This window comes from Thermithiobacillus plumbiphilus, from assembly GCF_038070005.1.
In the GTDB taxonomy this organism is placed as follows: domain Bacteria; phylum Pseudomonadota; class Gammaproteobacteria; order Acidithiobacillales; family Thermithiobacillaceae; genus JBBPCO01.
In genome coordinates, this window is the sequence record NZ_JBBPCO010000006.1 from 22,273 (window position 1) to 36,349 (window position 14,077).

General features: G+C 63.1%; 12 protein-coding genes. 7 read left to right on the forward strand and 5 right to left on the reverse strand.

All coding sequences use genetic code 11. The features are described 5' to 3' along the window. The first annotated feature begins 15 nt into the window (after positions 1-15). Positions 16-990 (forward strand): homoserine kinase, encoded by a 975-nt coding sequence (locus WOB96_RS07075; RefSeq protein ID WP_341370582.1) that lies wholly within the window; start codon positions 16-18, stop codon positions 988-990. Between the two features lie 73 nt (positions 991-1,063). On the opposite strand, the gene WOB96_RS07080 is transcribed toward WOB96_RS07075, so the two are convergent. Continuing rightward, a complete protein-coding gene (locus WOB96_RS07080; RefSeq protein WP_341370583.1) occupies positions 1,064-1,852 on the reverse strand; it encodes a sulfite exporter TauE/SafE family protein in 789 nt (262 codons plus the stop codon). Between the two features lie 333 nt (positions 1,853-2,185). Between WOB96_RS07080 and WOB96_RS07085 the strand changes: the two genes are divergently transcribed. Then, a complete protein-coding gene (locus WOB96_RS07085; RefSeq protein ID WP_341370584.1) occupies positions 2,186-3,247 on the forward strand; it encodes a DMT family transporter in 1,062 nt (353 codons plus the stop codon). A gap of 6 nt (positions 3,248-3,253) precedes the next feature. Here the strand turns inward: WOB96_RS07085 and WOB96_RS07090 are convergent, their stop codons facing one another. The 4 genes from WOB96_RS07090 to WOB96_RS07105 are packed head-to-tail and all read right to left on the reverse strand — an operon-like array spanning position 3,254 to position 7,566. Next, a complete protein-coding gene (locus WOB96_RS07090) occupies positions 3,254-4,663 on the reverse strand; it encodes a 3'-5' exonuclease family protein (RefSeq protein WP_341370585.1) in 1,410 nt (469 codons plus the stop codon). Positions 4,664-4,713: 50 nt separating this feature from the next. Beyond that, a complete protein-coding gene (locus tag WOB96_RS07095; RefSeq protein WP_341370586.1) occupies positions 4,714-6,411 on the reverse strand; it encodes a potassium channel family protein in 1,698 nt (565 codons plus the stop codon). Between the two features lie 12 nt (positions 6,412-6,423). Then, positions 6,424-6,807: a DUF6394 family protein gene (locus tag WOB96_RS07100; RefSeq protein ID WP_341370587.1), complete on the reverse strand. Its 384-nt coding sequence runs from the start codon at positions 6,805-6,807 to the stop codon at positions 6,424-6,426. Between the two features lie 33 nt (positions 6,808-6,840). After that, positions 6,841-7,566, reverse strand: a complete 726-nt coding sequence (locus WOB96_RS07105; protein ID WP_341370588.1) for an SIMPL domain-containing protein — start codon at positions 7,564-7,566, stop codon at positions 6,841-6,843. Positions 7,567-7,729: 163 nt separating this feature from the next. On the opposite strand from WOB96_RS07105, the gene WOB96_RS07110 reads away from it, so the two are divergent. The 5 genes from WOB96_RS07110 to WOB96_RS07130 all read left to right on the forward strand — a co-directional run bounded on the left by WOB96_RS07110 (position 7,730) and on the right by WOB96_RS07130 (position 14,009). Next, the gene (locus tag WOB96_RS07110) at positions 7,730-8,428 is read left to right on the forward strand and encodes an SRPBCC family protein (RefSeq protein WP_341370589.1); all 699 of its coding nucleotides are present in this window, start codon (positions 7,730-7,732) and stop codon (positions 8,426-8,428) included. 118 nt (positions 8,429-8,546) lie between these two features. Further along, on the forward strand, positions 8,547-10,169 hold the full coding sequence (locus tag WOB96_RS07115) for a methyl-accepting chemotaxis protein (RefSeq protein WP_341370590.1): 1,623 nt from the start codon (positions 8,547-8,549) through the stop codon (positions 10,167-10,169). A gap of 101 nt (positions 10,170-10,270) precedes the next feature. Continuing rightward, positions 10,271-11,074, forward strand: coding sequence for a metal-dependent hydrolase (locus WOB96_RS07120; protein WP_341370591.1), 804 nt, complete (start codon positions 10,271-10,273; stop codon positions 11,072-11,074). Positions 11,075-11,196: 122 nt separating this feature from the next. Continuing rightward, positions 11,197-12,354, forward strand: coding sequence for an acyl-CoA dehydrogenase family protein (locus tag WOB96_RS07125; RefSeq protein WP_341370592.1), 1,158 nt, complete (start codon positions 11,197-11,199; stop codon positions 12,352-12,354). Between the two features lie 5 nt (positions 12,355-12,359). Then, positions 12,360-14,009: a sensor histidine kinase gene (locus tag WOB96_RS07130; RefSeq protein WP_341370593.1), complete on the forward strand. Its 1,650-nt coding sequence runs from the start codon at positions 12,360-12,362 to the stop codon at positions 14,007-14,009. Positions 14,010-14,077: the final 68 nt, after the last annotated feature.

Genomic DNA, 14,077 nt, shown 5'->3' on the forward strand with positions numbered 1-14,077 from the left:
AGCCACAAGACTCTTATGTCCGTCTATACCGCCGTAAGCGCCGAAGCGCTTGAGAATTTTCTGGGGCGCTACGATATCGGCCAGGCGCAATCCCTGCGCGGCATCAGTGCCGGGGTCGAGAACAGCAACTTCTTTCTCGATACCAGCGAGGGCGAGTTCGTGCTGACCATCTTCGAACGGCTCGCTGCCACGGAGATCCCCTATTTTCTCGAACTGACTGCCCATCTGGCACATCATGGCATTCCCTGTCCCCAGCCCATCGCCGACCGGGAAGGCCATTATCTGCAGTCGCTCTGCGGCAAGCCCGCCGCCATCGTGCAAAAGCTCTCCGGCAAATCCGTGGAGTTGCCGAACCCGGGACAGACCCGCGCGGTGGGCGCCCTGCTCGGGCGAATGCACAAGGCGGCCGAGGGCTTTCCCCTGCGGCGCGAGAACCCTCGGGGGCTGCGCTGGTGGATTGAGGCCTCCGGCCAGCTCAGTAGCCACCTGAGCCCCATGGACGCAAGGCTCCTGAGCGACGAACTGCAGTTCCAGCAGAACCACTGCAAGTCCCATCTCCCCCACGGCGTCATCCATGCCGATCTCTTTCGCGACAACGCGCTCTTCGAAGGCAACCTGCTGACCGGTGTCATCGACTTCTACTACGCCGCTGATGATGCCTATCTCTATGATCTCGCCATTACCCTGAACGCCTGGTGTTCGCAGCCGGACGGCGCGCTCGACGCCGAGCTCGCCCACTGTCTCTGGGAGGCCTACCAGCGGGAGCGGCCGCTTTCGAATGATGAGATCGCCTGCTGGCCCGCCGCCCTGCGCGGCGCGGCGCTGCGATTCTGGCTATCGCGCCTGCATGACTTCCACTTTCCCCGCCCCGGCGACCTGACGCATACCAAGGACCCCGAGGAATATCGCCGTATCCTGGTGGCGCGGCGCGAGATGGCCGAGTGGACGGACTTTCCGGGGGCGGAGGGACTGAGGGCGGCTTTGAAATAGGACCCTCTGAGAGATGACGCGCGAAACCGCTCAGTGCCCGGGCTGAAACTGAGGCCGCATTTTTTGAATATGCCTAGAACAACTCAAACGCCATGCGAATCGCCAGCAGATAGAGCAGCAGGGCAAACAGCCGTTTGAGATGTAGTACTGGCAGGCGGTGCGCCAGGCGCGCGCCAAGTGGGGCGGTCAGCATGCTGGCCAGCACCAGGCCAAGCAGGGCCGGCAGATAGACAAAGCCGATGCTGTAGTCTGGCAGGCCAGCGGTACCCAGGCCATTGAGCGCATAGCCAAGCGCGCCCGCCAGGGCAATCGGCAGGCCGATGGCCGCGCTGGTGCCGATTGCAACCGGCAAGGACACATTCGACCAGCTCAGAAAGGGCACCGAGAGCGTGCCGCCGCCGATACCGACCAGGCTCGACACCACGCCGATCACCAGGCCTGCCAGCGTCAGTCCCCATAAACCCGGCAACTGGCGCTCCGGCCGGGGACGAAAACCGAGCAGCATCTGGGTGGCGACATAGAACTCAAAGACAATGAAAAAAATCGCCAGCGGGCGGCTGTGCAGGTGGGCGGCGAGCGCGCTCCCGGCGAAGGTCCCGATCAAGACACCCGGGGTGACGCCTTTCAAGACCCGCCAGTTCACCGCCCCCCGCCGGTCATGGGCGCGCGCCGAGACGAAGCCGGTAAAGAGGATGCTGGCGAGCGAGGTACCAAGCGCCAGGTGCAGTATCTGCGCCTCGGGGAAGCCCTCGGCGGCAAAGATGAAGCTCAGTACCGGCACGATGACCAGCCCGCCACCGACGCCAAAGAGGCCGGCGAGCAGCCCCGCGAAGGCGCCGGCGGCAAGATAGAGCAGGATCATACCTTCCCCATGACTTGGATTTTCTTTGCACTATGCGCATGAAGGCATGATCATGCAAGTCCATGGGTTGTCTGGGCAGACAGACACCCGCTAATGACCCCGGGTAGCGGAGCTTGAATCTTACAGGCAAGACAGCGGAAGCCGCGACGCCTGAGGAAGGGTCGATTGCGGCACCCCGAGCAAGAGACCAGCTGAAGGGCTGGCTAATGGGGCAACTTCCCACGGAACTGCTATTCTTATCAAGATTCCATCCCGGTGCTTTTGACAGAGACCGCCATGAACACCGCCCTTCTCCTGGCAGATTGGTTGCTGGCAGACTCAAAATAGCGGGCAATGGCAATGATGCAATGGAAAAAAGGACTCATGCAGCCCGGCGTGCCGGCGGCACTGGGTGCAGCCATTTTGTTTGGTATCAGCACGCCCTTTGCCAAGTGGCTGCTGACCGGCATCGATCCCTGGCTGCTGGCAGGCTTGCTGTATCTGGGCTCCGGCCTGGGGCTCTTCCTGTACCGCCTGGTGCGCCAGGCCCCTGCGGCGAAACTGCCGCCCGGCGAGTGGCCCTGGCTGGCAGGCGCCATTCTGGCCGGCGGAGTGTTCGCGCCGGTGCTGCTGATGTTCGGGCTGACCGGCATGCCGGCTTCGGGCGCATCGCTGCTCCTGAATGCCGAGGGCGTGTTCACCGCCCTGCTCGCCTGGTTTGCCTTCCGCGAAAACTTTGACCGGCGCATTGCACTGGGCATGCTGGCCATTGTCGCGGGTGCTGTCGTGCTCAGTTGGCCTGGCGAGGCGCACTTCGCGGGGATCATGCCAACGCTCGCCGTGCTGGGCGCCTGCCTGGCCTGGGGCATCGACAACAATCTGACCCGCAAGGTATCACTCACCGATGCCACCTGGATTGCGGCCATCAAGGGCCTTTCGGCCGGCAGCGTAAACCTGACCTTGGCCTTTCTGCTGGGTGCGCACTGGCCGGCCCTGCCACAGATCTCAAGCGCGCTGCTGGTCGGCTGGCTCAGCTACGGCATCAGCCTGAGCCTGTTCGTACTGGGCCTGCGTCATCTCGGGACCGCCAGAACAGGCGCCTATTTCTCGGTGGCGCCCTTCGTCGGGGCGGCACTCGCCATCCCCTTGCTGGGAGAAACCCTGAGCGAACGCCTGCTGATCGCCGGCCTGTTGATGGCGCTGGGCGTCTGGCTGCACCTGACCGAGCAGCACAGCCATGCGCATATTCATGAGCCGATCGAGCACGAACACGAGCACGTCCATGATGTCCATCATCAGCACGCCCATGACGAGCCGGTGCCGCCCGACACCAGGCATCGTCACTGGCATCGCCATGAACCCCTCAGCCACGAGCACGCCCATTTCCCGGATGCGCACCATCGTCACCGGCACTGAGTCCGCTCAGGCCGCCGACTCCACCGGCCAGCCCGGCAGCTCGATCACATCCAGCCGCTGTTGCGCCAGGAAGCGGGACAGGATGGTATAGGTATCCAGATCGAAGGCCACGCCCTGGGCGGGCAGTTGCGCCAGCGCGTCGAGGCTTTCCGCGCTGCCGAGATAGCACCAGCGATCCAATAGATGCAGTTCTTCGCGGCCGGTCCTGGCATTGCGCTCGCGGATGGCCACAGGACCGGGATAGGGCCAGGTCCGCACCCGCAGCTTTTCGAGTTCAACGAGCAAGCGGGCCTGATGGTCGTGCAAGGCCTCTTCGCCGACACAGGCCCCCTGACAGCGCTTGATCTGATAGGCAAAGCAGGGGCCCTTGCCCTTCTCGAGCCCCAGAGTCTTGCGACACAGGCCCTGCTCGTCACAGAGCCGGCGCAGGAAGTCCTGAGCCTCGCGGGCACTCTTGAACAGGCCATAAAGATGCTCGGTGCGGCTGAAGTCGATCTCCCCGGCGCGCACCACCGCAGGCTTTGAGCCTGTTTCCGCCGGGTTCCAGTGCAGGGCGCAGAGAGCGCGCTTGTGGCGCAACTGGCGGTTGTGGATGGGCATCAGCTGCTTGATCAGCCGCGCCTCCTGCAGCAACGCCCCGAGCTCTCCGGCGGTCTCGATCCAGTCGACGCGCCGGATCTGCTGGGAGATGCGCAGGTCTTTGTTCAGCCGGTGATCCCCCGAGAAGTGCGCGCGCACCCGCGAACGCAGGTTGACGCTCTTGCCGACATAGAGCACGGCTTCGTTGTCGCCGTAGAAGAAATAGACACCGGGACGATCCGGCAGCGCTGCCAGGGCATCGGCGTCCAGCCCGGCCGGCAGGCTCGAATCCTTCAACAGATGCTCGATGGCATCCTGCAGGGCAGTGGGTTCCTGGCTGCGCACCAGATCCGCCAGGAAGTCCCGCACCACTTCGGCATCCCCGAGCGCCCGGTGGCGCCGGGCGCAATCTAGCCCATGCCGATTCATGATGGCGTCGAGATTGTGATGACGCTCCTGCGGGAAGAGCCGGCGCGAGAGCTTGACCGTGCAGAGCACCCGCGCCTGGAAACTGATGTTCAGGCGGCGGAATTCGTTCTTGAGGAAGGCGTAATCGAAGCGGGCGTTGTGCGCCACCAGTACGCGACCGGCCAGGCGCGCCTGCAGTTCTTCGGCAAGGTCCTCGAAGCTCGGGGCATCGGCCAGCATGGCATTGCTGATGCCGGTCAGCCCCTCGATGAAGGCGGGCACGGACTGTTGCGGGTTGACCAGACTCGACCAGGATTCTGTATGGCCATCGGGATCGATGGTGATCAGGCCGATTTCGGTGATGCGTTCGCGGGTGGGATTGGTGCCGGTGGTTTCCAGATCAAGGATGGCAAGCAACTGCTCGAACATGCGGGGATTTTTCCAGTGAAAATGGCCTCCCAGCCTGTTTTTTCATAAGCTTACCTGTCCGGCACGCTTCCTGCAAGCCAGCGCCAGAGCGTGCCGCTGGGCCGTTCCTCGCCGGTCAGGACATAGTTGAGCACATTCTCGTTGCGCGCAGTCCAGCTCAGGTGATCGGCGCTTTCCAGCACGCCGCAAAAGAGCAGCCGGTCGCCTGCCGCCAGCCGATGATCCTCGCCCGGCAGAAAGATTTCCTGATCCTGGCGGGCGATCATCAGGGCAAAGCAGGGCATCAGTTGCCGGCGGTCGCGCGGATCGGCATAGAGCGCGCCGAGCGGCACCGCTTGCCCCGCCTGCAGCGCTTTCCAGAGCGCGGGAGTCTCCCTGGCGTCGACCGTCATCACCCAGGTGTCGGGAATGGCATCCCCGGTCACGCCGGCGATGCGGCTGATCAGCACGTTGGCCCAGTCGTCGTCCTGGTGCCGCACCTCGCGCAGGAAGGCACTCAGGAGCGGATTGGTCAGCAAGGCCATGACCTTGCGGGCGATGATGCTGCCGGCCTGCATGATCAGATCCACATCGGCCGCCTGGAAGAGGGCATCATTCTGACGCTGGCGCTGACGCGCCACGATGAACAGGCCGGGATTCATCAGCCTGGCCGTCATCACGATCGAGAGATTGTCGGTGTCGTCGTCCGTACCAGCCACGATGGCCACGGCCTCATCGATGCGTGCCTCGCGCAGGGTAACGGTTTCGGTGCCGCGCCCGGTAATTGTGTCTGGCGGCGCCTCCATGGCCGCTGGGGCATGGTCCACGATCACGCTCTCGATGCCTTCAAAGTTCAGAAAGCGCTGCACCGCCTTGCCAAAGCGGCCATAACTGCACAGGATCCAGAGCCCTCGCGGGGCCGCCAGGGGTTCCTGCAAGGGCGTTCCCAGTGGGCTGGTCAGCCATTCAAACAGGGTGTAACGACCCGGCGAATGCAGGGCCATGCTCAGGCGGTCAGCGAAGCTTTCAAAGGGATTGATGATGTCATCGGTGCCAAAGGAGGCCATGTTGGCGGCAGCCGTCTGGCTTTCCGCCCGGCAGATCACCCGCAGGCCCGGACTGAGCAGCTTGCTGGTGATGGCCACCTTCAGATTCACCGCGTCCTGATTGGTGAGGGCGATCACGCCGGTGCAGTGCGGATGGGTCAGACCCGCGATCTGCAACGTGGAAGGGTCGGCGGCATCCGCACAGAGCCCCGGCACGCGCAGGCCGAGGTCGGCCATGCTCAGGGCGTCGATGCGCTCGGCGTCGATGTCCACCACCACTGCGCGCAGTCCATGCCCGGCCAACTCCTGCACGAGAAAACTGCCGGTATCGCCATAACCACAAACCAGATAAAACGGCTCACGCAGGGCCCGCACCTGACGCTCGAAGGCATTGCGACGCAGCACCCGGCGCAGGGCGGCATCCTGCATCAGGGTCAAAAGTGCGCCGATGCTATAGAGCCAGCCGATGACGGTCAGATAGATGGTAAGGCTGGTCCAGAGTCGCTGCGCGCCGGTGAAGGGATAGGGAATCTCGCCAAAGCCGATGGTCGAGGCCATATAGCTGACGAAATAAAAGGCATGCATGAAGTCCATGTGCCAGGGCCGGCCTTCGGCATCCTGACCGGGAATGAGCACAAAGCCCAGGATTGCGATCGCATAGGTCCCGATCAGTATGGCCAGCGGCCAGCGCATGCGCCGCAGCAGCAGAAAGATGGCATTCATGGCAGGGCTCGCTCAGCGCCGCATCATCAGGGTTTCTGCCATCAGAATCACCACCGAAACGAAATTGGCGAGCAGCGCCCCGCCCGACATCGACACGATGGCCACTGTCACCTGGGGCGTCAGGCCCACCCCGGTCCCATAGACCGCCACGCCCCAGATCACCGCCGCCGCGATCAGCTGCAGGTCCGCCACCAGGCTGGTGGCCAGCAGCACCGCACCGATATGGGTGCGGTCACCGAACTTCAGCACCGTGGCGATCAGGTTCACGACGATGGCGGCGAACAGTTCGAAACGGTCATGGTGGACGGGGTTGTCGATATCGCCCACGAAAAACCCGAAATTCAGGGTCAGAGCCAGCACGATGAAAAAGGCAAAGGTAATGCGTTCAAGATTCATGCGGATTCCATTCTGCTGCAGGGGCCGCGCCAATCAGCGCGGCATGAAGCGCCAGCGGGTGCTGACCACGGTCTCCACCGTGACCTCACCGGGGCTGATGGGTGTCTCCACTTTGGCCTGCTCGGCCATGGCCGCGCGAAATGGCACCGGCCCTGGCGAAGCCGGATTGGTCGAGAGCTCCAGCAACTCGCCAAGCCGGCCACCAGCGGCATCCGCCATGGCCTGCGCGTCACCCCGCGCCTGTACGATGGCCTGCGCCAGGGCAACTCGTCGGACATTGTCGAGCTGGCTGGCAGTGAACTCGACGCCACCGATGCGCGTCGCGCCTGCCGCCAGCGCGGCGTCCATGTAGGCACCAAGCCGCGCCAGCTCGCGGGTCTTCACCTTCAGGGTATTGGCGGCGTCGTAGCCGTCCATCCGGGACTGCTCGCGCTCGTAGCGAATCCGCGCCTGCACGGTATAGTCCTGGGTACTCAGGGCTGCCGCTGGCAGGCCGGCGCGCTGCAGGGCCTCGCGCACAGTCTGCATCTGTCGGGCATTGCTCGAAGCAGCCGCGGCCGCCGTGGTGGCATGCGTTTCGACGGCGATGGTCAGCGTCGCCTCGTCCGGCGCGACACTCGCCCGGCCGGTGCCGGATACCAGGATCTGCGGCTGTTCGACCTGAATGGGCATGGCCTGGGCCAGTCCCGGCATGAGCATGGACAGGCAGAGCAGTCCGGCCAGCCCCACAGGAATACCTGAACGATAAAAAGATCTCATCCTTCCGCCTTGCAATCGTGCATGAAAGAAACCACCTGAGGTCGGATTATAGCCCTGTTTCGGCCGGCTGCGCCTTGCGCCTTCCCGATCCGCTTCCTACACTGGACGTGCCCAGCAGGGATTCCCGGAGCAATGCGTGCACACACAGGACTGGCTGCCTCGAATGTTATCCGTATCAGCCCAGGCATTTGGGTCACCCGGACTCGCCCGGACCAGCACCAAGCCTGGGCAGTTGCGCAGCAGACGAGGATGGCTGGCCATCCTGTGCCTCGTCCTCTCAGGTGCGGCGGACATCGCCGGGGCGGCCAGCCTGCGCGTGCAGGCCGAGCGCCGGATCGGCAGCGAAGCCGCCCACATCGAGACGGAGATGCGCCTGCCCTATCCTTCCGGCCTGGTCTGCACGGTGATGACTGACTACGACCACATGGCCAGCTTCGTACCGGACCTATCCACGAGCCGGCTGCTCGAAAGCAGCCCGGAAAAGCGGGTCGTGGAATGGCGCGGCAATGCCGGCTTTCTGTTTTTCAAATTTCCCGTTACCGTGGTACTCGACATCGAACGCCGCGAGGATGGCATCCATGTGCAGTCCCGCTCGGGCAATCTCGCATATGAAGGCCTGACGAAATTTTCCCGTCTCGGCCAGCAGGTGCTTGTTACCCAGAATCTCCAGATCACCCCGACCTTCACGGTTCCCATGCTCATCGGGCCCTCACTGATTGCCCGCCAGATCCGCCGCCAGCTCGAAGGCCTGATCGTCGAGATGGACCGTCGCGCCGAACACTGGGATCCCCGCCAGACCGACGAATGGTGCCGCTTCAACCCTGACGCCCCCCAGCCGACAAAGCCCTCTGTCGCACCCTGACAATATCAAGTTTTGCTGATATGTGCCGTAACCTGCCTGTACGACCAGGATACCGGTCTGTCGCGTGCTTTGGCGGGCACAGCATTGGCCGTCTTCAACCATGAGCAAGGAGAAAGATATGTTTGGGAACTGGAATATCGGCAAGCGGCTCGGATTGGGCTTCGGGCTCCTGCTGGTCTTCATGGCCGCCATCGCGCTGGGCGCCCTGCAGCAGATGGCCTCGCTCAACCAGCAGATGGATGACCTGGCCAATCGCAACCTGCGCGGCGTGGTGCTCACCTCGGAGATGCTCGACGCCATTCACATCGTCTCGCGCGTCACCCGCAACCTCATCCTGCTTCAGGACCCGGCAGCACGCGAGGAACAGCAAAACACCTTGAAAGAAGCACGCGGCCAATATGACAAGGCTTATGCGGAGATGAGCCGGCTGGTCAGCTCACCCGAGAGCAAGGGCATCCTGGCGCGCATCGATGCTGCCCGCCAGCAGACCCGGGCGGTGAACAATCAGGTAGTCCAACTGGCGCTGGCCGGGCAGTCCCAGGAGGCCTTCAGCATACTGATGACGCAATCGCGCGCCAAGGAAAAGACCTGGCGCGAAGAGATCCGCAACTTCGGAAATCTGGAGGAAAAGCGCGCGCTGACGGCTTACAAGGCCGCTGAGCGTACCTATACCCGCATGCGCCTGATTCTGCTCGGCGCCACCGGCCTTGCCATCCTGCTCGGCTTTTTCATGGCGATAAAGATCACCCGCGGCATCACCGGCCCCCTGCACGAAATCGAGGCTGCCACAGGCCGCATTGCCAGCGGGGACCTGACCTGCAAGGTACGGGTGCAAAGCCGCGACGAGTTGGGCCGCATCGCCGACAGCTTCAACCGCATGAGCACGGAACTGCGCAAGATGATCGGCGGCATCCGCGGCTCCTCGGAGCAGGTGGCGGCCTCGGCCAGCCAGCTTTCGGCGGCTTCCCTGCAGCTCGATCATGATGCCGATGCCCAGAACCAGCAGACCGCCCAGGCCGCCACCGCCATGGAAGAAATGAGCGCGACAGTCACCGAGGTAGCGCGCAGCGCCGCTTCCGCCGCCCAGTTCGCGCGTGAGGCCAACGACACCGCCCAGCGCGGCGGCCAGGTGGTGCGCCAGACCGTGGATGGCATGCGTCAGATCTCCCAGTCCGTGGGCAGCAGCGCCGAGGTGGTCTCGGCCCTGGATCAGAGTTCGGCGGAGATCGGCAAGATCGTGTCGGTGATCGCCGACATCGCCGACCAGACCAATCTTTTGGCCTTGAATGCCGCCATCGAAGCGGCGCGCGCCGGCGAGCAGGGTCGCGGCTTTGCCGTGGTGGCCGATGAGGTCCGGAAGCTCGCCGAACGCACCGCCACGGCCACCGGTGAGATTGGTCGCATGATCGAGACCATCCGCCGCGACACCCAGCAGGCGGTGAACACCATGGGTGGGGCGCGTCAGGAGGTCGAGGACGGCATGCGCCTGGCCGGCCAGGCCGGGCAGTCGCTGCAGCAGATCCTTGAGGGCGCCCACCAGCTCTCGGACATGATCACCCAGATCGCCACTGCCTCCGAGGAACAAAGCGCGGTGGCCAGCGAGATTGCCGGCAATGTCGAGACCATCGCCAATCTCGCCACGCGCGGCAAGGCCAACATCTCGGAAAGCGCCCAGAGCGCGCAGAATCTCACCCGCGTTTCCGAGGAACTGCGCCAGACCGTGAACCGCTTCAAGGTCTGAGCTTGCATGAGTGCTGTCAGCCCGCCCTCGTGGCGGGCTTTTTTTATGTCGATAACGCGTGCTAGGCTGTGACAAATCCCGCTTACAAGAAGGAGAACGCCATGCCGCGCCGCCTGTTGCCTCTGTTGCTCACTGCCCTGCTGTGCGCCACCCTGCCAGCCGGCGCCGCGGCCGCCACCAGTCTCACCTGGTATGGCCACGCCGCCTTCAAGCTCGTCACGCCCCAGGGCCGGGTGCTGCTGATCGACCCCTGGATCAGCAATCCCGCCAACAAAAACGGCAAGCAGGATCTGGCCGCCATCGACAAGGCCGACCTCATCCTCGTTTCCCATGGGCATGCCGATCACGTGGGCGATGCCGCCGAAATTGCGAAAAGGACCGGCGCCAGGCTGGTATCCACCTTTGATCTGAGCAACGCCCTGGTCCAGTTCGCCGGCTTCCCGAAGGATCAGGCCGGCATGAGCACCGGAGGCAACTTCGGCGGCGAGATCAGTCTGCTGGATGGTGAGGTGAAGGTGGCCTTCATCCCGGCCGTGCACGGCTCCACAGTGACCGGCATGGACAAGATTCCCCATACCGGTGGCAATCCCGGCGGCTTTCTGATCAGCATCAAGAACGGCCCGACCATCTACCATACCGGTGATACCGACGTCTTTGGCGACATGCGCCTGGTGCCACAGTTCCACAAGGTGGACGTGATGCTCGCCTGTATCGGTGATCATTTCACCATGGGACCGCAGCGTGCCGCCGAGGCGGTGCGCCTGGTGCACCCCAAAGTGGTCATTCCCATGCACTACGGCACGTTCCCGGTGCTGACCGGCACCCCCGAGGCCTTCGGTCAGGCGCTCAAGGGCAGTGGGGCGAAGCTGCAGGTGATGCAGGTGGATCAGACCCTCAAATTTTAAGCACGATGGGCAGTGCGAGCCGGTGGGGCCGCTCACCCGCCGGCGCATTTGACTTGTAATCCTTGGAAAACATTGTTTTAATTTAACGCAAACCTCCGCACCGTATCCCTCTTCAGGAAATCATGACCAGCCCAGCGGACCACCTCATCCTGCGGCAGCGCTTTGCCGAAATTGCCCGCAGCGTCGTACTGGCGGAAGTGGCCGCCATCGAGGACTACCACTGGCCCCAAAAAAGCCTGCAGGCGCTGGCGGATTCCGGCCTCCTGCCGCTGGCCATTCCAAAGCGCTTTGGCGGCCTCGGGGCGGGCATGACCGGCATGGTCATTGCCGGCGAGGAACTCGGCCGCATCTCTCCCTCCGCTTCCCTGTGTTACTGCATGCACGTCGTCGGTTCCGCCGTGATTGCCGCCAAGCCGAGCGAGCTGCAGGTGGAGAAATACCTGCTGCCCATCGTGCAGGGCCGTCATCTGACCACACTGGCCTTGAGCGAGCCCGGTAGCGGCGGACACTTCTATGAGCCGGGCAGCCGCCTGGAGCGCGCGGGCGATCACTACCTGGTACATGGGGCAAAGAATTTTGTCACCAATGGCGGGCAGGCGGATTCCTACGTTATTTCGACCCTGAGCGAACAGGGCGAGGCGGCACCCGGCGTCTTCAACTGCCTGATGCTCGACCGCGACACTTCCGGTATGGAGTGGGAGGGATCCTGGCGGGGCCTGGGCATGCGCGGCAACTCCTCGATCAACCTGCATCTGGATGGTGCCCGAGTGCCTCTGGGCAACCTGCTGGGCGAGGCCGGGGACCAAAACTGGTACGTCTTCGAGGTGGTGGCCCCCTATTTCCTCATTGCTATGGCGGCCACCTACCTGGGCCTGGCGCAAGGCGCACTGGACCTTGCCATGGATCACCTGAAGCAGCGCCGCTATGCGCATAGCGGCCAGAGCTTGGCCGAAGACTCCATCATCCAGCATCGGCTGGGGGAACTCTGGATTGCCGTGCAGCAGGCCAGACTGCTCATTTTCCATGCGGCGGAACGCGGCGATCTGGGTAACCCGGACGCCTTGCCCTTCATTTTATCCGCCAAGGTGGCCGCGGCAGAGGTGGCCGTGCGCACCACCAATGAAGCGCTCACATTCACCGGCGGCAGTGGCTATCGCGACAACTCCCTGCTCTGGGCGCGCCTGCGGGATGCCCGGGCAGCCGATGTCATGGCGCCCTTGACCGACGTTCTGAAAACCTGGACCGGCCGTGCCCTGCTGGGCCAGCCGCTGTTGTCATAAGCACCATGGAAGATCAAGTATTCCCTGCCCTGCTCGTGACCTTGTTGGCGCTGGATCTACCCGCCGCGGACCAGGCGCGGATCACAGGCATCCTCGGAAATACAACGCGAATCCTGCAGCTCTCTAATTGGGATGATCTGCCTCAGGAGGAATCCGCCAGCATCGACATCGTAGCGCTGGCCCCGGAAGATCCGAACCACAGTGGCTGGCTGGCACAAACAATCCGCACCCGCTTTCCTCTGGCCCAACTGCTGTTTCTGGGTGATGCCGCGCAACTGAACCTGATTCGCCAGCAATTGATCCTGGCGGGCATCCCCAAGGCCCATTGGAGCTTGCTAAAACAGGAACGGGGAGAACAATGGGGGACCGTGCTGGCGGAAATCCATGAAAAGGCCATCCTGCGCCAAGCCGTCGAGGTATCACCACAGGCTGTGGATTCTGCTGTCGTCATGCGCTTGCAAAGCGCGCGCCCTGAGCAGGATGCGCAGTTCATGGCCAGTGCGCTCCGACACGCGCATGAGGCTATCCTGTTCCTGGACCTGAAAGGTCGCATCACCTTCTGCAATCAGGCTGCCGAGCGGCTTTACGGGCTCCGCCAGGATGACATGCTGGGGCGCCCAATACTGGAATGGATCGTCGAGCAGCAGCAGGAAGGCTTTATGCGGACCGTCGAGAGCGTGCGCAGTGAAGGCAGCGACCTGCGTTTCCAGGCTACGCACGTGAATTGTGATGGCGATCTCATCCCGGTCGAGCAATCTCTGGCGCCGGTACGTGATTGGCGCGGGCTGATCATGGGCATCACCAGCGTGGTCCATGACCAGCGCGAGCACATCGAACAGGAAAAACTCCGGATCGAGCAGGCTTCACAACAGCTTTTTATGGATAGGATGGAAAAGATGCAGGCCGAACTGGAGTGCCGCATCGATCAACGTACACGGGACCTGCAGGTCGCCAACGAGGAACTGGAAAGTTTCAGCTATTCCGTATCCCATGACCTGCGTGCGCCGTTGCGAGCCATTGAGGGCTTCAGCGCCATCCTGATGCAGGATTTCACAAGCCACCTGCCTGCAGAAGGCCAGATACTCCTTCAGCGCGTGCGTCAGGCCATCTATCGCATGAACCAGCTGGTAGATGACCTGCTCGGGCTGTCAATGGTCAGCCGCCACGAACTGCATGCGGAATCCGTCGACCTCAGCCAGATCTCAGCGCACATCGTTGGGCGCCTGGCGGCAGAAGCCCCCAAGCGCCAGGTGATCTGGCAGATTCAGCCCGAGGTCGAAGCCAAGGGTGACCCCCATCTACTGGAAATCCTGCTGGAAAACCTGCTGGGGAATGCCTGGAAATATACTCGCAAGGCGATGCAGGCGCGTATCGAGCTTGGCGTTATGATCGACCAGCCGGAGGGGGCGGTATATTTCGTGCGCGACAATGGTGCCGGCTTTGACATGCAATATGCGCACAAGCTTTTCACGCCCTTCCAGCGCCTGCACGGCGCCAATGAGTTCGAGGGCACTGGCATCGGTCTGGCCACGGTCGCCCGCATCGTCCGCCGCCATGGGGGCCGCGTCTGGGCCGAGAGCCAGCCGGGCCAGGGCAGCACCTTCTATTTCACGCTGGAAACCGAACCCCATCCACACCGCCGAGCCACCGATTGAGATGCCATTTTCATCTCAGTATTGATTATCGTTATCATCTAAATTATGCTGCGTGCCTGAAGGACCCC